The organism is Pseudomonas sp. Y24-6 (genome assembly GCF_020295325.1).
GTDB lineage: Bacteria > Pseudomonadota > Gammaproteobacteria > Pseudomonadales > Pseudomonadaceae > Aquipseudomonas > Aquipseudomonas gregormendelii.
Map to the genome: position 1 here is coordinate 380,556 of NZ_JACBXG010000003.1, position 19,659 is coordinate 400,214.

The following is a 19,659-nucleotide window of genomic DNA, read 5'->3' on the forward strand; positions in this document are numbered from 1 at the left end:
CCAGGTACTACAAAACTAGGGCTGAACCTTGCGCCCAGCCATATGCTTCAAATACCCCACCAGCCTCTCCAGATCCTGATCCGGCAGCACCTGCGCACTGAACCCGGGCATCTTCGCCTGCGGCCACTGCCGCAGGCTCTGCGGATCCCGAATGTAGCGCTTGAGGAAATCAGCGCCGAAGTATTCGGTGGGATTAAACGGAATGTTTAGATCCGGTCCGAACTGCGCATCCCCTGCGCCGTTCAACCGATGGCACGCCAGGCAATTCTTCTGGAACAGCGCAAATCCCAGGTTCACCGGATCGTCGGCCTTCAACGCCGGGTCCGGCAGCAGGACAGGGAAGCGCTGGGCCACCGGCGCCAGTTGCCGAATGCTCGCGACTTCGAATGGCCATTGCTCCGGGCTGATGTTGCCTGCCTGGGGATCGGTCCAGACCAGATAAAACGGCCCCGCGCTGTGCTTGCCCGCAGACAGGGCGGGCCATGGCCGGGCCGGATCCTCGATCGCCAGCCAGGCTCTGGCGCCCTGGGCATTGAGCAGGGGCGCGGCTGAGAGCTCTGCGGCAAATCCGTCCAGCGCCACTGCCTGCAGATGGTCTTCTGGCTTGATCCCGGTCAGCAACGCAGCGATGGGCACGGCACGGTAGGTCATCTCGCGCTTGTAAGACACATCGTTGCTGATGGTGATGGTCTGCACCTGCGGATGCTTGAGCAGCTCGGCGGTTTGCCAGGTGCGCGAATTCTCGCCCAGCTGCAGATCCAGCTGTGCGGCAGAAAGGGGCGTGCTTAGTAGAAAGGCCCCGAGCAGAATGAGCGTTTTCAAATGATCGCCGTCCATGTCGTGGAGAGTGCCGTAAAGGTTGGCACACCCACGCTGGCCCGGGTAGCGGGCAGTCACATTTCTACGGCGGCGATAACAAAAGGCGCTTAAATCAGCCGATGACCTTGGTCAGGTTCGGCAAAATCAACAACAGCGTGGTGGCGAAAAGAATGAGCCCGGCTTGACGTACTTTCGATTGTTTGAACATGGCTTGACCGCCTTTATTGTTATTTCCTGATGCCTGCCTGCATATCTCCATGACGGCAGCGCGTTGCACATCCTGTCCGACGAGCGCCTCGGCAAAACCCGACGACAACTTCGTACATGATTACCTTAGGGCCCGCGTCACTCGTGGCTTAGATCCATTTCGTATGAATGGCTCTCAATTAGCTATTAAAATAGCATGAGGCCTATTGCCAGCTCCTTTGCCGCCCTTTTGCTAGACCTCTCGCCGACCTGAAACGGTTAATCCCGTAGCACGCTACCGTTCGTCTGAGCGTGTGCGTCAATGGTGCTGAGCGTTGTGGTCATTGAATGTGGTGGGCTGAGGCATCAGGTTAAGGCTTCCTGAAGATCAAAAGATCGCAGCCTTCGGCAGCTCCTACATTAATCGCGTTGTCCCTGTAGGAGCTGCCGAAGGCTGCGATCTTTTGATCTTCAACTACAACAGGTGAGGACGTCATGACCCAAGCTTTGATTTTCGACGCGTTACGCACGCCCCGGGGCAAAGGCAAGGCCGATGGCTCCTTGCACAGCGTCAAACCGATTAACCTGGTTGCTGGCCTGATGACCGCGCTGCAGCGGCGCATGTCCCTGGACACCAGCCAGGTCGACGACGTGGTGCTGGGGTGCGTGACGCCCATCGGTGATCAAGGCTGCGACATCGCCAAGACGGCGGCGCTGGTGGCGGACTGGGATATCAGCGTGGCGGGTGTGCAGATCAACCGGTTTTGCGCCTCGGGGCTCGAGGCGGTGAATCTCGGGGCGATGAAAGTGCGTTCCGGTTTTGAAGACCTGGTGGTGGTCGGCGGCGTCGAATCCATGTCCCGGGTGCCCATGGGCAGCGACGGCGGGGCGTGGGCCCTGGACCCGCAAACCAACCTGCATACCCATTTTACCCCGCAAGGCGTGGGCGCCGATCTGATTGCCACACTGGAAGGCTTCAGCCGTGAACAGGTCGACGCCTACGCGCTGCACTCCCAGCAAAAGGCCGCGCGGGCTCGGGGCGATGGCTCGTTCAGCAAATCCCTGGTGCCGGTGCAGGATCAGAACGGCATCGTCCTGCTCGATCATGATGAATTCATTCGCGCCGACACGACTCTCGAAGGGTTGGGCAAGCTCAAGCCGAGCTTCGAAATGATCGGCCAGTTGGGCTTCGACGCCACTGCGCTGCGGGTCTACAGCCATGTGGAGCGCATCAACCACGTCCACACCCCCGGCAACAGCTCCGGCATCGTCGATGGTGCAGCGCTGATGCTGATTGGCTCAGAGGCCAAGGGCCGGGCGCTGGGCTTGCAACCTCGGGCGCGGATCGTTGCCGCGGCGGTGACCAGCACTGACCCGACCATCATGCTCACGGGGCCCGCCCCGGCCACGCGCAAGGCCCTGGCGAAGGCCGGTTTACGGGTCGAGGATATCGATCTGTTCGAGGTCAACGAGGCCTTCGCCTCGGTGGTGCTGAAATTCATCAAAGACATGGCCATCGACCCGGACAAGGTCAACGTCAACGGCGGCTCCATCGCCATGGGGCACCCATTGGGCGCCACCGGCTGCGCAATCCTTGGCACCTTGCTCGACGAACTGGAAGCCCGCCAGTTGCGCTACGGCCTCGCGACGCTGTGTGTCGGCGGCGGCATGGGCATCGCCACGATCATCGAACGCCTCTGAGCCCCGACTTCAAGGAACATTGTCATGACCGAAGCCATCCGTTACGAAAAGGGCCAGGACCAGATCGTCGTCCTGACCATTGATATGCCGGGCCAGAGCGCCAACACCATGAATGCTGTGTACCGCGACGCCATGGCGGACTGCGTGCAGCGCCTGGTCGAAGAGAAAGCGTCGATTGCCGGCGTGATCATCACCTCGGCGAAAAAGACTTTCTTTGCCGGCGGCGATCTCAATGAACTGATCAAGGTCGGCAAGCCCGAGGCCAAGGCCTTCTACGACATGGTATTGACCCTCAAGGCCCAGCTGCGCGCCCTGGAAACGCTCGGCAAGCCCGTAGTCGCCGCGATCAATGGCGCAGCGCTCGGCGGCGGCTGGGAAATCTGCCTGGCGTGCCATCACCGCGTAGCGCTGGATCATTCCTCGGTGCAGCTTGGCCTGCCGGAGGTCACCCTGGGCCTGCTGCCGGGCGGCGGCGGGGTCGTGCGCATGGTGCGCCTGCTCGGGATCGAGAAAGCCTTGCCGTATCTGCTGGAGGGCAAGAAGGTGCGGCCTCAACAGGCCTTGCAGGCCGGTTTGATCGACGAGCTGGCGCAGGATCCGCAAGAGTTGCTGGGCAAGGCCCGGGCCTGGATCCTGGCCAATCCGGCCGCGGTGCAGCCATGGGATGTGAAGGGCTACCAGATACCCGGCGGCACGCCATCGCACCCCAAAGTCGCGCAGATGCTGGCGATCGCGCCATCGATCCTGCGCAGCAAAACCCAGGGCTGCATGCCCGCACCGGAAAAAATCCTCTGCGCGGCGGTGGAAGGGGCCCAGGTTGATTTCGACACCGCGCACCTGATCGAGACCCGTTATTTTACCGAGTTGACCACCGGCCAGGTGTCGAAAAACTTGATCGGCACCTTCTGGTTTCAGCTCAATGAAATCAACGCCGGGGGCTCCAGGCCCCAGGGGCATGCCCCGTTCACCACGCACAAGGTCGGCGTGCTGGGTGCCGGGATGATGGGCGCGGGCATTGCCTTCGTCAGCGCCTCGGCGGGTATCGAGGTGGTGCTCAAGGACATCAACCTGGCCGCAGCAGAGAAGGGCAAGGCCCACTCGGCGACACTGCTGGATAAACAAGTCGCTCGCGGGCAGCTGTCATCCGAGCAGCGCGAAGCGATTCTGGCGCGGATTCAACCGAGCGAAAATGATGCTGACCTCGCCGGCTGCGACCTGATCATCGAAGCGGTGTACGAGGATCGGGAGCTCAAAGCCAAAGTGTCCTCGGCCGCGCAGAAAGTCGTCGGTGCCCAGGCGGTGATCGCCTCCAACACGTCCACCTTGCCGATCAGTGGCCTCGCGACCGCCGTGCCCGACCAGACCCGGTTCATCGGCCTGCATTTTTTCAGCCCGGTGGAAAAAATGCCCCTGGTGGAGATCATCAGGGGCACGCGCACCAGCGATGAAACCCTGGCCCGGGGTTTTGATTTCGTCCTGCAAATCAAGAAAACCCCGATCGTCGTCAACGACAGCCGTGGTTTCTTCACCTCGCGGGTGTTTGGCACTTTCACTAACGAAGGCATCGCCATGCTCGGCGAAGGGGTGAGCGCGGCGATGATCGAAACCGAGGCGCGCAAGGCGGGCATGCCGATTGGACCGCTGGCGATTTCCGATGAGGTTTCCCTGAGCCTCATGAGCCACATCCGCCAGCAAACCGCCAAGGACCTGCAGGCGGAGGGCAAACCGCTGATCGAGCATCCAGCCTTTGCGGTGATCGATCTGTTGCTCAACGAGTACAAGCGTCCTGGCAAGGCCGCAGGCGGCGGGTTTTATCAATACCCAAGTGGTGGCCAGAAGTACCTGTGGCCGGAACTGAAAACCCGCTTCGAAACGGCCGACGGGCAGATCTCGCCCAAGGACGTGCGCGACCGCCTGCTGTTCGTGCAGGCCATCGAAACCGTGCGGTGCCTGGAGGAGGGCGTGCTGACTTCGACGGCGGATGCCAACATCGGCTCGATTTTCGGCATCGGGTTTGCGGCCTGGACCGGCGGAGCGTTGCAGTTCATCAACCAGTACGGCGTGCAAGACTTCGTCGCTCGCGCGCAGTACCTGGCCGAGCAATATGGCGAGCGATTCACGCCGCCGGCACTGCTGCTGGAAAAAGCGGCCCGGGGGGAGACGTTTTAGGGGACCGATGATGCTGTGGGGCTTGCCTTGTCACGGTGTTTCGAGGCAGGCTCTGGGTGTGCATTATTCCCATCACGTGTCAGGTATTTTTTATGTCGTTACGCATCTGCATTCTGGAAACCGACATCCTGCGTCCGGAACTGGTCGATCAATATCAGGGTTACGGGCAGATGTTCCAGCGTCTGTTCACGCAGCAGCCAATTGCCGCCGAGTTCACGGTGTACAACGTGATGCAGGGCGAGTATCCCGACGATGAGCAGGTGTTCGATGCTTATCTGGTCACCGGTAGCAAGGCCGATTCCTTTGGCACCGACCCGTGGATAGAAACCCTCCGGGCTTATCTGCTCAAGCGCTACGAGCGCGGCGACAAGTTGCTCGGCGTGTGTTTCGGTCATCAGTTGCTGGCGCTGTTGCTGGGCGGCAAGAGCGAGCGCGCCACTCAAGGATGGGGTGTCGGCACCCACAACTACAAGCTGGCGGCCAAGGCGCCGTGGATGAGCCCGGTCGTGGAAGAGCTGACCTTGCTGATCAGCCACCAGGACCAGGTCACCGCGCTACCGGAAAACGCCACAGTCATCGCCTCCAGCGATTTCTGCCCGTTTGCCGCGTACCACATCAACGATCAGGTGCTGTGCTTCCAGGGGCATCCAGAGTTCATCCACGACTACTCGCGAGCCCTGCTTGACATCCGTCAGCAGGCCCTGGGCGAACAGATTTACCAGAAGGGCGTGGCCAGCCTCGACCAGCAGCACCACGGCGCTACCGTGGCCGAGTGGATGATGCGGTTCGTGGCGCACAAGCCAGAGCTCAAAGCGGTCTAGCCGAAACCTGCGGGAGCAAGGCTTGCCCGCGATCGAGTGCGCAGCACTCGCCTTGCTCCTACAACCACCCCGATCTCTTGAAACTTGCCCACAAACTCACGCAGCCCACCGCAATAAACCCCAGCACCGCGAAATACCCGTAGTGCCAGGTCAGCTCCGGCATGTTCTGGAAGTTCATCCCGTAGATCCCGGCCACCGCCGTCGGGAACGCCAGAATTGCCGCCCATGCGGCAAACTTGCGCTGCACCACGCTCTGGCGTGACGCCTCCAGCAACACCCCGACCTCGATCGTCTGGCTGGCAATGTCGGCCAGGGTCGTGAGGTCTTCCATCTGCCGGGTGACGTGGATCTGCACGTCGCGAAAGTACGGCCGCATGTTTTTGTCGATGAAAGGAAAACTGAGCCTCTGCAGCTCCTCGCCAATCTCCACCATGGGCGCTGCATAACGCCGCAGGCGCACGACATCGCGACGCAGGCCGTGGAGCTTCTGGATATCGCGTTCATTCAGCGCGCTGCACAACACATTGCGTTCCAGCGCATCGATCTCGGCATGGATCGCCTCGCCCACCGGCTGGTAGTTTTCGATCACGAAGTCGAGGAGGGCATAAAGGACAAAATCTTCCCCGTGCTCCAGCAGCAGCGGACGTGCCTCACAACGTTGTCGGACGTAGGCGTAGGACGCCGAATGTCCATTTCGCGCAGTGATGATGTAGCCGTTGCCGGCGAAGATGTGGGTTTCGATGAACTCGAGTTTTCCCTGTTCATCGCGGATGGGCGAATAGGTGACGATAAACAGCGCGTCGCCGAAGGTCTCGAGCTTGGGCCGGCTGTGTTTTTCCAGGGCGTCTTCAATAGCCAGTTCGTGCAGGTTGAACTGGCGTTGCAGATTGGCCAGTTCCTGGGCATCGGGCTCTTCCAGCCCGATCCAGACGAAGTGGTCGGGCTTGGCAGCCCAGGCAGCGCCCTCGTCGAGGGTGATGTTGGTCACTTTTTTCCCGGCGCTGTAAACCGCAGCCGCAACAACTCTACCCATGGTGTTGGTTCACTTCTGATTAGCAGGCAGTGTCCAGCTTAGCCCGTAGGCGCTGTCGAGTGAAACGAGGCTGTGATCTTCTTACCCTGTCGCGTGTACTCTCGGCCCTCCATGGCCACGATCGACTAGCCCGCCAGAATCTGCCGATCCATCGACGCAATGCACTCACGCATCTGCTCGCGACATTGCTCGATCAATGCCGGCATATCATCCAGGCTCAACCCGGCCGTAGGAATTGCCGGCAATGAGCGGATCAGAATCTTCCCGCTGTCCCAGCGATTCAGGCGCATGTGCTTCACATAAGTGCTGACGCACACCGGCACAATCGGCACCCCGGCAGCGATCGCCATCTGGAACGCGCCTTTCTTGAAAGGCAACAAATCTTCACCCAGGTTACGCGTGCCTTCCGGAAACACCCAGATCGAAGTGTTTTCATTCTGCAGCGTATGAGTCGTCGTCAACATCGACTTGCGCGCCTTCTGCGCATTGCCCCGGTCGATCAGCACGTTACCGGCCAACCAGAACAACTGCCCGAACAGCGGTACCCACTTCAGGCTCTTCTTGCCGATGCACACGGTGCGGTACGGAACGACGTTGCCGAACACGAAAAGATCATAGTTGGACTGATGGTTGGCGATGATCACGCAGCTCGCAGGCTTGTCCATCAACGGGCCAACGTCGGCTTTTACCCGCAGGCGCAGGATACACATTGCAGGCCAGGCGTAGAGGCGCGCGCACAGGCGACTGTTGTCCGGGTTGAAAGGTCGGCACAGGCCGAGAATCACGCCCAGCACACCGGCGAGAATAAAGTGCAGGCCCATCAATAACATACGAAACGCGAACAGCATTTAGAGGCCCCACCGGGACAAAAGGTGGCGCAGTGTACGGATGTGCACTGTTTTCGGCAATTGTCGCTATAGAGTTCGGAGATAGGCGATGTTTAAGCACATGTTTCCGAATTGTGTGTCAGACGCGTCCTAGAGCTGTCGTAGGATTTTAACCGATGGGTAAACAAAGCCCGACACGAGGGTCGCAAAGCTTTGTAGGAGCGAGCTTGGTCGCGAAGAACTCGTGGACACCGCGTTTTCCCAGGCTTCACGCGTGATCGTTGACGTTTTTCGCGAGCAAGCTCGCTCCTGCAATGGGCCGCATGGCCGGGCGGGTTTTTCAGGGGCGCAAGTCCGGGCTTAGCCCATATGTTGCTGATCCAGGACGATGGCGTTGTCCAGCGTCTCCAGCAGCGCCTTGCGCACCTTCAGCTTGGTGTTCTTGTGCGCGGTCATATTGATCTTCTTCAACTGCCGGGCAGCAGCCCGCGCAGCCCCTTGCAGTTCATCGGCAGACACCACGACGTCAAGGAAGCCTGCATCGACGGCGCTCTGCGGATTAAACATCTCGCCATTGATCACGGAGCGGTGGAACGCTGACTTGCGCAGGCGATCGCGCGCCAGCTCGATGCCGGCGTGGTGCATGGTCATGCCGATCTGCACTTCGTTAAGGCCGATGCTGAAAGCCCCCTCGACACCAATGCGGTAGTCCACCGACAACAGCAGGAACGCGCCCTTGGCCACCGCATGTCCGGGGCATGCGACGATCACCGGGAACGGGTGCGCCAGCAGACGACGAGCCAGCGTCGAGCCAGCCGTGACCAGGGCTACGGCTTCCTTGGGACCGGACGTCATGACCTTCAGGTCATAACCCCCCGACAAAATCCCGGGCGTGCCGGTGATGATCACCACCGCGCGATCAGTCACCGCCTGATCCAGCGCAGCGTTGAACGCGGCAATGACGTCCGGCGAGATCGCATTGACCTTGCCGTTGCTCAAGGTCAGTGTCGCGATACCGTCTTCGAGGTGGTAGGAGATCAACTCACTCATGACGCTATTCCTTGTATGAAAGATGAGGCAGACGTTACCCACCACCGTAGGCCAGGTAAAGCGCCGTGACTGACTCGCCGGTCACCCCGCGTCGCCGCTCAGCGCGTGGCCAGCCACCGCCGCTGTGCCTTCGCCTCTATATAGAAGGGGCGGCCAAGCCGGAGATTGGCAGGTTTGCCATGGCCAGCGGGTAGCCCGAACAACTAAATCGCTAACCGCATGAAAATTCTGAAAAAAATATTTGCCATCGGAAAAGCTTTCGACTACATTAGCGCGCCTCGACAGACAGAACATGTTTGAAGAGATACGGTGAAGTGTCCGAGTGGCTTAAGGAGCACGCCTGGAAAGTGTGTATACAAGAAATTGTATCGAGAGTTCGAATCTCTCCTTCACCGCCACATTCTGAAAAGCCCCGCAAATCAATGGTTTGCGGGGCTTTTTAATTTCCGATTGTACTACTCATTTGTACTACTCGCGAACCTCTCCCTCGTTCGGCACGCACCTCCAGCCCCCGGCCTTTAGCAGTATCCCTCCGTCGAGCATGCTCAGGCACGTCGCTACGCTAAATCTGCCAGCCCAGCAGCACCATACCTCACCAGATTGCACGCTGCGTCACGCCCCAACAATATGGCCCCATATCTAAGGGCGTCTTCCGCCCGTCAATAGATTGAAAATAAGTATTGCAATCTGTGCGAGAGTGTGATTCTTATCTTGACAAGATGGAATAAGTGTGTATAATTAGACTTACTGATGCAGAACTCTCTGCAAACTAATCCTAAGTTCCCCCGCCTGCTCGACGACATAGCTAAGTTTGATAATTTTCCGAACTATGTTGCTTAACACTTGTTCGTCGATCCAAGTGCAGAAGATCGACATATTCCTTAAGGGTTGTTGTCATTGTGGCTGTAGGGCTAGGCATATCCCTGTTGTCGTTAATGCCAGTCCTCGACCGTCAGGATGCAACAGAAGACGGTCAATAGTTCAACCTCCGCCATTGGCGGAAGTCTAAGCTCCTGAATTGCAGGGGCTCTCACTCGCACTACGCATTGCCAACAATCAAATAGCCAGCTCCCAGGACTCTTTATATAGGGTGCGGGGATACTTCGGCCCATGAAAAGAAACTATACACTCCGAGATAAGTTTTATGAAAACTAAGCGTTACCCATTAAAGCAGAGGTCTTGCGATCACTGTGGAACAATGTATCACTCTCGCTCTCACCGTGGTCGCTGGTGTTCCGGTGCCTGCCAGACCCGTAATTGGCGCGAAACACAGAAACAAACCCAAGCAGAAATGAAACTAGAGTTTCAAGCACAAGAAACACAACCCGACCAACAAGAAGCTGCAACATGACACAACAGCTTTACATTGAAGTAGATAAAGTCCACGCCGGGATTATGGGCCTGACAGATCGCGTATTCGAATCGGGCCGATATGCCTATGTACCTGTTACCCAAGCTGAAGTCGACTTCATTAATCGTCTTGAGGACGTATTCCCCTCTGGGACTATCGCAACACTTGATGACTTAAAGGTTTATCGAGCAGGACAGCAGAAGGTCGCCAACGCCAAGCAAGCTCATGTTGCAGCTCAGGTGGAACTTGCCAAGGCTATGGTAGCAACTACTAAGGCCCGAGCTGAATTGTACTCGTTCATGACTAACGCAGCTGCGGAGCGGGGCCTTACTGTCGCAGAGCTGAAATCCCTTCTAGAAGCTCGCCAGAAGCGCATTACAGACGCTAGCCACGCAAGTAATACCAACCAATCCCCTGACGACGACAAGGCCCGCCAGAGCCTTATTAGCCAGCTTAAAACACGTAGTAAATCTAAGAGCCTCAAGGAAAAAAGAGCATGACACACGAATATGGGAAAACAGTTGCCGAAGTCTTCAAACACTCTGATGAAGAACTTCAGGAGCTTATCAAGCAAAAAGAAGTTGCGTACTTCCGTCATTGCATGTCACCCGCTTACCCAGAGTTGGGCGTCAACGTGGCGTGGGTCAGCGAGAAGCCGTTAACTGAGGCCCTTAACGAATTGGCGATCTGGTTTGCCCAGGGGTACACCGTTGCAACTTCATTTAGTGGCCCTCTCTATCTTAAGGCGCAACTGAAGAAGCCTTCTACCATTGTTGATTCCGACTTGATTGAACTTGCAAAGATAGCTCACGTTGAATATGCAGCAAGTCGGTATGCTCGCAATGTCGCAGAATCACAACGGCTGATGCAGCATCTGATTGAGCGTCGAGCCCGTGAGCAAGCAACAGCAGCGGCGAAAGCAGCAGCAGAGCATCAGGCGAAAGAAGAAGAGTTTGCACTAGCTGATCTGCTACGCGCATACGCTAAACCAGTAAAAGCTAAGGCCCAGAAGGCGGACACACCTGAAGCAACGCCGCCGACAGCGGTAGTAGGCGTTGCCAGCCTGTATTGATTCCTACCCCTTGACGTGGATAGGAACTGTCGTAGCATATGCCTCCCCTCAGTCCACGTCCGTGGCCTGACGAACCGCCACACTAGACCCTTACTGCCCTCTAATATCCACGCCGATATGCCCGCTGGCTTCGCCGGTTTCCTGCTGTCTTGCGAAAGGCAAACGGATGGGGTCGAGGTAGGTACGTATTTGTCCCCGTTTCAGCCTACAGCCCTTGTGCCACGCGGGGTTCGCTATTTCTAATTTTCACAAAAACTCAACTTTATGGAGCATCGATCATGAGGATTTCCCTCAACGATACCGCTACAGCACGCCTGCTTGCCTTCATGGGTTCGCGTGGCATTACCAACCCAACACACGGCCTGAACGTCCTTATCACAGAGGCCAGCCTAAGCAACTTGATCCCAGCAAGCGTGGACACCGATGGCAACAGCCGAAAAGACAAGCAACCTACCTGAGTTCCCCTGTACCAGTTGCGGGAAACTTTTCCAGCGTAGGCCAGGTGGTCGCTCCACCTGCAAGGCTTCGTGCAAGAAGAAGCGCCAGCGGGCGGCAGTGGCACCCCAGGCCACCGCTAAAGAGAAGAAGATAAAGCGCCGCAAAGAACGACTTCTAGAAAGCGCCTTCGGCTACTGGTTCATCGAGCAGGCCAAGCGGGCGGGAACAGTACAGACCTACCACGGAATCGATGCTGCTGGCCTTCACCAACTCCATGACCAACATAACTACCGTAAAAAGCGGCACGGTTGGGTCGAGGCAGGCCACGGCAAAGACATGTTCCAACTCTGTCACGTGCAACCGCTGAAGGGGCGTGATGGTTCCACTGGCCTGACTACTTCGCTGAACCTGTTCACCGGCATCGCAGAACTGAACCAGCAGCAGGGCAACAAGCTCGTAAACTCGTGGGCTGGTGCCTCGATCCCTGCATCCGCTCGCAAGCGAAAGTGGAGCATCACGGACGATATGACACGGGACCAGGTGCTGGAGAAGATCGCCGCCTACCTCGGCCCCGAACTGGACACCTTTCTAGATGAACTGGCCAACATGCCCCAGCGTACAGCCCGCCTACGGCTAGCCAGGACCGTCTTCAAGCACCAAGGCGATGACCTGTACGAATCTCTGGACCGCCGCTACACCCTAGCAGAGCTTGAGACATTAAAACTGGAAGTGTTGCAGGCCATGGACGCAACCCAGAACGGAAGGGTGAGCATCAAGGCTTTTATCATCGGTAACTGCCCAACAGATTCCCAGTTGGGCGTACTTCATGACGAACTGTTGCGATTCTCTGACGTACTGCCAGATGGGCAGCATAAGGACAACTGTCGGTTCATGTTATCGCTGGTGCGGGTGCTTGGCAGTTATCTCGCCCAGATCAAGGACGCACAGGGTAAGGCGCGTAATCGCTTCCTCGACTTACCGAACGCTACATGGGCGCCGCTACAGCACTTGTATCATGAGCGCCCTTGGAGAACTCCAGCTAGTTTGCTGGCCGAGGATCTGGAGTCACTGCTCAATGGTGTTTACGACGCCAAGGGTAAGGAGCTGAAGCCGGGCATCATCCCTACGGCCCAGAGCGCACTCCAAGGTCTGGAGATTGACCAGGAATATATCCAGAACAGGCTAGCTAAGCGGCTGGTTGCTCAAAGTCTGGCGCCAGTGGTGCGAGCCCCCGATGAATCGAGCTGGAAAGCCTGTGGGTCGAACTGGCTGGACTACATCGACACCTTGTACGCCTCTATGGAGGGTACGTGGCAAGCTTTTGTTGACGCCGGCATATGCACTGAAGGACAGGTTATCGCTGCCCAGGAACGCGTGCTCTGGGGGCTGGAAGCAGCAGTAGAGCGGGCCCGCCAGCATCACCGCAATCAACTTCGCTTCACGCAGTACGGCATTCCATTTGAAGGCTACCCAGCATATCTGGAGTTCCCACCAGTAGTGGCAGAACCGATGTCTCTGACTGCGTAAAGCTGAGGTTGGCTTACGCTACTTGTCAATAAGGATTTAACCAACTAATGAGAATGACCAAGAATAAACGGCAGGTGCTTGAAGCACTCGCCTTCATTGATCCCAGCGATAATCTTTACCCGCCACATCACGCCATGAGGGTCCAGGAAATACTGACGCACCACCTGGGCTACGGCGACTTCGACCTAGCTAACCTGACCCGGACCCTCAAATCCCTCGTGGCTCAAGGGCTAATTAAGTGCTCATTGGGGTCTATTGATATGTCTGGCACCAATGGCTTTGTGCATCGGTGGTTCGAGCAGCAGAGATTGAAGTACTGGCCCGCCGAACTTGACCTTGATGCAATGCGGGTAAAGTACAAGATCACCCCAGAAGACCGGGATCTGGATTTCCATAATTTCTTCCAGCGAAGATATAGCCTACCGGAACTCACCATGGATGAATTTCGAGCGTATAACTCATGTAAGGCGGCAGCCCTCGGTTAACTAATCGAAACTATAAAGTTATCTATTCCCCTACAGGCGTCGGCTACACGGGGCAGTGGTTATGTAGCACGTCAACTCCCCTGTTTGCGTGGCGATACCGCTACAGGTGCTAAGCCAGCTTCGCTTTTCGTGCAACAATTCATCGGTCTCAGCGGAATTGGCCCACCAACCACCGGTCGATTGCAAATGCGGGCGAGTGGTGTAGTAGCCCTTTGCTGCTATAACTTATTGCTTGAGCCAAGCACGACATGGGTGGGCATATGTTATCGAGATTCGTTATCGTCCCCGGTATCCCCGTTGAGACGGGATCTGTACGTGAGGGTGCACGCTTCTACTCCACTATGGGGTCTAATGGATTTAACATTTACGACAACAAGGCAAAGTGTCGGCTGCCTCTGGTGTTCGCCACCCGAGCGGAAGCTGAAGCTGAGTGTAGAGTGAAGAACTCAGAGCAGCTGTTTAGCTGAAGCTACTGACTGCGGCTCGCGAAACCTTACAAGTCGTATCCCGTGATGGGCGGACCCGGCTTGGCCCGTCACCGAGACTAGTTCTCTTCCCCTTGCTGATCCCAGCAGTCGCCATCGCCGTCTCCAGCACCCCCAACTTTACAGGGCTGGGTCGTGTGTCACTTCGGGTATGCATCAGGCACTACAGTAGACCTGTGCGAAAAGTAGCCAAAACACCTCTCTAACTATGCTTGAAAAGCATGTTGACACACCCTATGTGTCACGGTACTGTGTGACACACCCTAAATAACACACAGCAGGTTTCGCCATGTTCATCCGTGCTTATCTAAGGGCCTCAACTTCTGAGCAGAACGCATCCCGTGCCAAAGAGGCCCTGGTGGCGTTCGCTGCTGACAACGGCCATAAGATCGCAGCCTTCTACATAGAGAACGAGTCAGGCACGAAGCTGGAACGGCCTGAGTTGTTCCGCTTACTGGATGACAGTCATGAAGGCGACGTACTGCTGATCGAAGGCGTTGACCGCCTGTCCCGACTCACCCAGCCGGACTGGGACCTGTTGAAAGCCCGCATAGCGGCCAAGCGGGTAACGGTGGTTTCACTCGACTTGTCTACTAGTCACGCTGCCTTGAAGCCCACTCAAGGGATGGACGACTTTACGAAAGGAATGATTGCCGCCGTCAATGGAATGTTGCTCGACATGCTAGCGGTGGTTGCACGCAAGGACTACGAAGACCGCCGCCGTCGTCAGGCAGAAGGGATTGCTAAGGGCAAGGTTGATGGAGCGTATAAGGGTCGCCTGATGGATTTCGACCTTCGCGACCGAATCACGGTGTTACTGAAAGACGGCAAAAGCATTCGCGGAGTAGCCGACCTGTTGAAGTGCAGCACGACTACGGTTCAGCGGGTGAAGGCCGCTCTGGATACAACAATGTAACCTCATGTAGAGGGCTAACAGCCCCGCCAAGTGCGGGGCTTTTGTCTGCCCACAATATTTCCGAATCATAATTGCCGGTAGTGAGTTGGCACGGGAATGGCTCTTAACCTCGACCCACACTGAGCTGAGTTTCCACCGTTCGCTAGGTATCTTCCAATATTCTGTCCGTAGGTTTACGGGCGAATTTCACAAGCGGTGAGTGAAAAATTGAAAGGTTGGGTGCTGCGAAACTGCATTTCGACCGGTTTGATCTAGGCAGACATCGATTAGGGTGCCATCATGTTGTACGGGCACCTAATGGCTGAGTTTCCCGGCGCCAACATAGTGAAGAGGGATGCGGTGTGCTAATGGAGTTTAATAAGATATTAGAGCAATATCGCGTTGGTGATTATGCTGGCTTGATTGGGCTTCTCATATCTTTAATTGGCTTTTATTTTACAATTAGGACTGTTCTTAATTCTAAGGCCGCCTCCGAACAAGCAACCGCAGCGGTCGTGAGCATGAGGGAGGATATACGCAGGAGCGAAACGGTAGCAGATTTCGCAACAGCGCTTGCTATCATGGAGGAAATCAAAAGAATGCACCGCTCTGATAACTTAAATTTCTTGCCGGATAGGTATGCCAGCTTGAAAAAATTCTTAGTTTCAATTAGGACTTCGAACTCTTTGCTTACTGCGGAAGATCAGGTGGTGATGCAAAGTGCGATAGCTAAGTTTTCCTCTGTGGAAAGGCTCATAGAGGCATCTATCCGTAGTGCCAAGCCTATTGAGCACGCGAAACTGAACGGCCAGGTGTCCAAGCATTATGATTTAATTCAAACCCTGTTAGTGCGAATTAAGAATGAGATCGGGAGGGGTGTTTAAATGAGCGAGTCTAAAATTGTCCGCTTAATTCAAGGTGTTGTCAGGCAAACTAATGCTGGAAAAATCGACTGGGAGGTGACGGAGCGTGAAGAGGTGTTTCAAGCATCATTCACTAACTACTCTATCAGGTTGTCACAAACCGAAGCGGATATGGGTGTGGATTACTGGCTTACCATTATAAACAATGAAGGGTTAGTAATTGAAAGCGTTTCGGATGTTCAGGTAAGGGAAGAGTTGGACGGCGCATATAGAATAATGGAAAGCCTCTATGCTAACGCTCGTCGAGTTGCTCTAGGCGTAGACAAGGCATTGGATGATCTATTAAACATTTTTGATCATGATTATTGAAATTCTTTTCTGGTTCATACCTGTGAGAGTTCGTTAGACGACGACAATAATATATTCGCCTCTTCTAACGACCTGTCTTGGTCGATCACTGCCGGTCATGGTTGCTAAGGGGGCGAGGTGACGACGCGAGTGTTGCTGAGCTATTGCGGTGCATGACGATGTATTCGCGATGTTCTGGTGGGCGTTCGTTAAGCCTTTTACGAGTCGTTTCAATTGGGCTCGTAGCAGGGTGCATTGATGCTTCAGCATCTTCAAGTGCGGCGGCATACGCTCAAACCCGGAATCATCGACCAAATCATCTTCCATCACGCACGCACCACTTTGCTGTATGTAGGCACAGTATATGGCTGGGGCGACGGTGTTTGATTTGTCTGCAATGAATGGCCCTCCTTACTTGGTGGCTAGGGTAGGGAGTTTGGAAATGGCCGCCAGCTTCTGATGGGCGCTTGCACCTTTCGAGTACACAGTGTGCGTCACTGAGTCCGTGTCATGCCCGACCAGTTCTTTTGCCAAGTGGTCTGGTACGTCTGCCCTGATCAACTCCGTGACTACGGTGTGACGGAAACTGTGGAAGACGTGGAGCTTGCTGAAGCCTGCTGCTGTACGCAATCTGCCAAATGCCTTGGATATTGCGTGCGAGCGTTTGCCGTAGTGGTCATGTGAACTAGTGGGAATGAGGAAAGTGTCGGTGCTGTCTTCACGCAGTCGGTCAATGGTCAGCAACAAGCCCGGATGAATCGGCACTACACGCTTGCTCGCCTTGCTTTTGCTACGAGGGAAGTCAAAGCACCGAATGCCATCGACAGTAATTACGCTGTCTTTGGTGAGGCGGCATAGCTCTTCGATCCTGGCTCCGGTGTACCAGCCGAGTGAGATGAGGTCTGCAAGCGGTTTATCGTTGTTGTCCAGTGCGGCCTGATGAAGCTTAAGAGCGTCTGCTCGCTTGTAGATTTCCCTGTCTTGGCCTGCTGTCTCGGAGCCCCCACCCTGTGGCAGTTCGTGGCCTGTGAACGGGTTCACCTTGTCTTTATATTCTTCACGCCAACCCGCGTCGTATTTCATCGCCCACTTCCAGAACGCAGTACCAGCCATGAGGTACTGGCCTAACGTGGCAGGTGCGCGATCAAGCGATTTCAGCCATTGATCTACCGTGTCGAAGTTGATCGGCAGCCCCTCATTCTTGAGGAAGTCTGACAGCCGCTCCATTTTGCCCACTTGCTGATCGACGTGCTTTGGCGCTCCACCGCGACCCTCCCTGAATTCTCGATAGTTCTTTAGGCGGGCTTTAGTAATTGGTGACGTTGGCTTGTAGCTAGCAGGTTCGCTAGTGATGGCGGTGGCTTCAGCGATTTCAGAAGAACTGAGACCGTAACGGTGCTGGGTCATTTGCACGGTTACATTGCGAGTAATATCGGCGATGCGTTGTACTGCATCCACCATGGACGTGGCAGGACTCTCGAACAAGTTGATGACTTCGCCCGTCAAGCCTTTCGCACCTCGCTCTTCAAACCCCTGAATCCACTGTAGAAACTCAGCCCTATCGCGGTCCAGTTTCTCGATCCGTGCCATGATCTCGGATTCAGTACCGCCAATTCCTTTCGGTGGGTTCTTGATGGATTGGAGCAGGCGTGAGTCGACTACTGCGTCTAATGCCGAACTCTTGTCCGCGAGTTCCTGGCGCCATTGCTCCCTTGCTGCTGCTTTGGCGGCTCGTGCCGTTGCAATTCGACCCTTCCATTCCGTTAAGTAGGGGAGGCGAGCGTCCATTGCTTCTTTACGTAGCCCTGTCTTTAGCGAGCGGATAAACACCTTGGTCCCGAGTACATGCTGTACATCAGCCGGAACAGCCAGCTTGACGTACCATGTAGATTCGCCTGCTTTCTGGATCAAGTTGTCTGGCATCTGGGCACCGGGGAAGGGGAGTGGTTCAGCGGATTGTACTACTTGTTTGTACTACTATGCACGCCGAAAGCCCCGTTTTACCGGGGTTTCTGGTCGAAAAGGCTGTTAAATTCGAATCTCTCCTTCACCGCCACATTAAGTAAACACAAACCCCTGATTTTCGTAGAGAAAGTCGGGGGTTTGTGGTTTCTGGCGTCTGAAAAAAAGTGCTTGGCTGGGAGCTTGAGTGCTTCAAGGGAAGTTCCGGGATCTCAATTCGTGAAGTGTGCTGTTAACATCCAGCCCTGGCCACTCACCTCTCGAATGGAATCGATCCTCATGTCACTGCCTGACACCACCTACCCGAAAATCGCCAAGTCGGCCGCCGCGCTGCTGATGTCGATCCTGCCATCCCTGGCGTTCGCGGTAACGCCAGCAACCTTCCCGGACGCTGCAGCCAGCGACCCCGCCAAACTTGGCTGGATGGTCGGCTCGCCGCCGCCCCCAGAGCGCACCGTGCGGTTTGCCGATGGCAGTTATTTCCAGTTTCCGGCGATGCGCTGGAGCGTTTCCAACTTCCGGCAGCTGATGCCCACCGTCAACGTGTCCCGTGGGCTGGGTGCGCCTGTTGCGCTGGAGTCAGCCTTGCGCCGGGACATCGATGCACTGAGTTTTACCCCGCTGGGTGCGCAGCAGTCGATGACCTGGGAGCAGTCGCTGGCGGCTACTTATACCGACGGGATTGTGGTGCTGCACCGCGGCAAGCTGGTCTATGAGCGTTATTTCGGGGTACTGAGCCCGCAAGGTCAGCACGCGGCGATGTCAGTGACCAAGTCGGTGGTGGGCACACTCGGTGCCACGTTGGTGGCTGAAGGGCAGATTGACGATAACAAGCGAGTGGTCGACTACGTGCCTGAACTGGCGGAGTCGGCGTTCGGCAATGCAACGGTGCGCCAAGTCCTGGATATGACGACCGGCCTCAAATTCAGCGAAGACTACGCGGACCCGAAGGCTGATGTCTGGGCCCATGGCCGGGCGGGGAGTCCGTTGCCTTTCGCCAAGGACTATACCGGGCCGCGCAGTTACTTCGAGTATCTGCAGACAGTGCAGCCCCAGGGTGAGCACGGTGCCGCGTTTGCCTACAAGACGGTGAACACCGATGTCCTGGGTTGGATTATCGCGCGTGCGACCGGTCGTAACGTGGCGCAGTTGCTGTCGGAGCGTATCTGGAGCCGCCTGGGAGCGGAGCAGGATGGGTATTTTACCGTTGATTCCATCGGCACGCCGTTTGCCGGTGGTGGGCTGAATACCGGGCTGCGTGATCTGGCACGCTTCGGTGAAATGTTACGTAATGAAGGCCGCTTTAATGGCCAGCAGATTGTGCCCAAGGCGGTGATCGACGACATCCGTCGCGGTGGCGATAAACAGGCGTTTGCCAAGGCCGGTTATGACTTGCTCAAGGGCTGGAGCTATCGCTCGATGTGGTGGGTGACGGACAAGGAGGGCGGGGCGTTCATGGCGCGCGGGGTGTATGGCCAGCGGATTTATGTCGATCCCAAAGCCGAGCTGGTGATCGTGCGGTATGCATCGCACCCGGTCGCAGCCAATGCCGCCAATGATCCGGTGACGCTGCCGGCCTTCGAGGCGCTGGCTCGGCATCTGTCCCGCTAGAACCAGAGTCCATTCG

The 19,659-nt window shown here is 56.4% G+C and carries 16 protein-coding genes and 1 tRNA gene; 12 read left to right on the forward strand and 5 right to left on the reverse strand.

Annotation, left to right across the window (positions count from 1 at the left end):
- Positions 1-15 precede the first annotated feature (15 nt).
- The gene (locus HYI44_RS08130; protein ID WP_225569211.1) at positions 16-837 is read right to left on the reverse strand and encodes a c-type cytochrome; all 822 of its coding nucleotides are present in this window, start codon (positions 835-837) and stop codon (positions 16-18) included.
- 663 nt (positions 838-1,500) lie between these two features.
- Between HYI44_RS08130 and HYI44_RS08135 the strand changes: the two genes are divergently transcribed.
- From HYI44_RS08135 to HYI44_RS08145, 3 genes are all read left to right on the forward strand, one after another.
- Complete coding sequence (locus HYI44_RS08135; RefSeq protein WP_225569136.1) at positions 1,501-2,706, forward strand: acetyl-CoA C-acetyltransferase; 1,206 nt, start codon at positions 1,501-1,503, stop codon at positions 2,704-2,706.
- Between the two features lie 24 nt (positions 2,707-2,730).
- On the forward strand, positions 2,731-4,875 hold the full coding sequence (locus tag HYI44_RS08140; RefSeq protein ID WP_225569137.1) for a 3-hydroxyacyl-CoA dehydrogenase NAD-binding domain-containing protein: 2,145 nt from the start codon (positions 2,731-2,733) through the stop codon (positions 4,873-4,875).
- Positions 4,876-4,967: 92 nt separating this feature from the next.
- Positions 4,968-5,696 carry an amidotransferase gene (locus HYI44_RS08145; protein ID WP_122838063.1) on the forward strand — a complete coding sequence of 243 codons (729 nt, stop codon included), beginning with the start codon at positions 4,968-4,970 and terminating at the stop codon, positions 5,694-5,696.
- 58 nt (positions 5,697-5,754) lie between these two features.
- On the opposite strand, the gene HYI44_RS08150 is transcribed toward HYI44_RS08145, so the two are convergent.
- The 3 genes from HYI44_RS08150 to HYI44_RS08160 all read right to left on the reverse strand — a co-directional run bounded on the left by HYI44_RS08150 (position 5,755) and on the right by HYI44_RS08160 (position 8,606).
- Positions 5,755-6,729, reverse strand: coding sequence for a magnesium and cobalt transport protein CorA (locus tag HYI44_RS08150; RefSeq protein ID WP_122838064.1), 975 nt, complete (start codon positions 6,727-6,729; stop codon positions 5,755-5,757).
- 125 nt (positions 6,730-6,854) lie between these two features.
- Positions 6,855-7,577, reverse strand: a complete 723-nt coding sequence (locus HYI44_RS08155) for a 1-acylglycerol-3-phosphate O-acyltransferase (protein WP_122838065.1) — start codon at positions 7,575-7,577, stop codon at positions 6,855-6,857.
- A 339-nt stretch (positions 7,578-7,916) separates the two neighbouring features.
- Positions 7,917-8,606, reverse strand: coding sequence for a crotonase/enoyl-CoA hydratase family protein (locus HYI44_RS08160; RefSeq protein WP_225569138.1), 690 nt, complete (start codon positions 8,604-8,606; stop codon positions 7,917-7,919).
- Between the two features lie 308 nt (positions 8,607-8,914).
- Here HYI44_RS08160 and HYI44_RS08165 point away from each other — a divergent pair.
- The 8 genes from HYI44_RS08165 (at position 8,915) to HYI44_RS08200 (ending at position 16,091) form a co-directional block, all read left to right on the forward strand.
- A tRNA-Ser gene (locus HYI44_RS08165) sits at positions 8,915-9,004 on the forward strand.
- A 949-nt stretch (positions 9,005-9,953) separates the two neighbouring features.
- Complete coding sequence (locus HYI44_RS08170; RefSeq protein WP_225569139.1) at positions 9,954-10,457, forward strand: hypothetical protein; 504 nt, start codon at positions 9,954-9,956, stop codon at positions 10,455-10,457.
- A complete protein-coding gene (locus HYI44_RS08175) occupies positions 10,454-11,029 on the forward strand; it encodes a hypothetical protein (RefSeq protein ID WP_225569140.1) in 576 nt (191 codons plus the stop codon). The genes HYI44_RS08170 and HYI44_RS08175 overlap by 4 nt, the downstream gene beginning before the upstream one ends.
- 423 nt (positions 11,030-11,452) lie before the next feature.
- Positions 11,453-12,994 (forward strand): hypothetical protein, encoded by a 1,542-nt coding sequence (locus HYI44_RS08180; RefSeq protein WP_225569141.1) that lies wholly within the window; start codon positions 11,453-11,455, stop codon positions 12,992-12,994.
- Positions 12,995-13,041: 47 nt separating this feature from the next.
- On the forward strand, positions 13,042-13,479 hold the full coding sequence (locus HYI44_RS08185) for a hypothetical protein (protein ID WP_225569142.1): 438 nt from the start codon (positions 13,042-13,044) through the stop codon (positions 13,477-13,479).
- 774 nt (positions 13,480-14,253) lie between these two features.
- The gene (locus tag HYI44_RS08190; protein ID WP_225569143.1) at positions 14,254-14,880 is read left to right on the forward strand and encodes a recombinase family protein; all 627 of its coding nucleotides are present in this window, start codon (positions 14,254-14,256) and stop codon (positions 14,878-14,880) included.
- Between the two features lie 347 nt (positions 14,881-15,227).
- Positions 15,228-15,743: a hypothetical protein gene (locus HYI44_RS08195; protein ID WP_225569144.1), complete on the forward strand. Its 516-nt coding sequence runs from the start codon at positions 15,228-15,230 to the stop codon at positions 15,741-15,743.
- Positions 15,744-16,091, forward strand: a complete 348-nt coding sequence (locus HYI44_RS08200; protein ID WP_225569145.1) for a hypothetical protein — start codon at positions 15,744-15,746, stop codon at positions 16,089-16,091.
- A 390-nt stretch (positions 16,092-16,481) separates the two neighbouring features.
- Here the strand turns inward: HYI44_RS08200 and HYI44_RS08205 are convergent, their stop codons facing one another.
- Entirely contained in the window at positions 16,482-17,993 is a 1,512-nt protein-coding gene (locus HYI44_RS08205) for a site-specific integrase (protein WP_225569146.1), read from the reverse strand.
- A gap of 375 nt (positions 17,994-18,368) precedes the next feature.
- Here HYI44_RS08205 and HYI44_RS08210 point away from each other — a divergent pair, with 375 nt between their 5' ends.
- Positions 18,369-19,643 carry a serine hydrolase domain-containing protein gene (locus tag HYI44_RS08210; protein WP_374091327.1) on the forward strand — a complete coding sequence of 425 codons (1,275 nt, stop codon included), beginning with the start codon at positions 18,369-18,371 and terminating at the stop codon, positions 19,641-19,643.
- Positions 19,644-19,659 lie beyond the last annotated feature (16 nt).

What these genes read in the sequence shown, in the direction of transcription:
- HYI44_RS08185 (WP_225569142.1), top strand. Translation starts at nt 13,042, where the DNA reads ATGAGAATGACCAAGAATAAACGGCAGGTGCTTGAAGCACTCGCCTTC.
- HYI44_RS08145 (WP_122838063.1), top strand. Translation starts at nt 4,968, where the DNA reads ATGTCGTTACGCATCTGCATTCTGGAAACCGACATCCTGCGTCCGGAA.
- HYI44_RS08140 (WP_225569137.1), top strand. Translation starts at nt 2,731, where the DNA reads ATGACCGAAGCCATCCGTTACGAAAAGGGCCAGGACCAGATCGTCGTC.
- HYI44_RS08160 (WP_225569138.1), bottom strand. Translation starts at nt 8,606, where the DNA reads ATGAGTGAGTTGATCTCCTACCACCTCGAAGACGGTATCGCGACACTG.
- HYI44_RS08205 (WP_225569146.1), bottom strand. Translation starts at nt 17,993, where the DNA reads ATGCCAGACAACTTGATCCAGAAAGCAGGCGAATCTACATGGTACGTC.
- HYI44_RS08135 (WP_225569136.1), top strand. Translation starts at nt 1,501, where the DNA reads ATGACCCAAGCTTTGATTTTCGACGCGTTACGCACGCCCCGGGGCAAA.
- HYI44_RS08190 (WP_225569143.1), top strand. Translation starts at nt 14,254, where the DNA reads ATGTTCATCCGTGCTTATCTAAGGGCCTCAACTTCTGAGCAGAACGCA.
- HYI44_RS08175 (WP_225569140.1), top strand. Translation starts at nt 10,454, where the DNA reads ATGACACACGAATATGGGAAAACAGTTGCCGAAGTCTTCAAACACTCT.
- HYI44_RS08155 (WP_122838065.1), bottom strand. Translation starts at nt 7,577, where the DNA reads ATGCTGTTCGCGTTTCGTATGTTATTGATGGGCCTGCACTTTATTCTC.
- HYI44_RS08180 (WP_225569141.1), top strand. Translation starts at nt 11,453, where the DNA reads ATGGCAACAGCCGAAAAGACAAGCAACCTACCTGAGTTCCCCTGTACC.
- HYI44_RS08130 (WP_225569211.1), bottom strand. Translation starts at nt 837, where the DNA reads ATGGACGGCGATCATTTGAAAACGCTCATTCTGCTCGGGGCCTTTCTA.
- HYI44_RS08210 (WP_374091327.1), top strand. Translation starts at nt 18,369, where the DNA reads ATGTCGATCCTGCCATCCCTGGCGTTCGCGGTAACGCCAGCAACCTTC.
- HYI44_RS08150 (WP_122838064.1), bottom strand. Translation starts at nt 6,729, where the DNA reads ATGGGTAGAGTTGTTGCGGCTGCGGTTTACAGCGCCGGGAAAAAAGTG.
- HYI44_RS08195 (WP_225569144.1), top strand. Translation starts at nt 15,228, where the DNA reads ATGGAGTTTAATAAGATATTAGAGCAATATCGCGTTGGTGATTATGCT.
- HYI44_RS08200 (WP_225569145.1), top strand. Translation starts at nt 15,744, where the DNA reads ATGAGCGAGTCTAAAATTGTCCGCTTAATTCAAGGTGTTGTCAGGCAA.
- HYI44_RS08170 (WP_225569139.1), top strand. Translation starts at nt 9,954, where the DNA reads ATGACACAACAGCTTTACATTGAAGTAGATAAAGTCCACGCCGGGATT.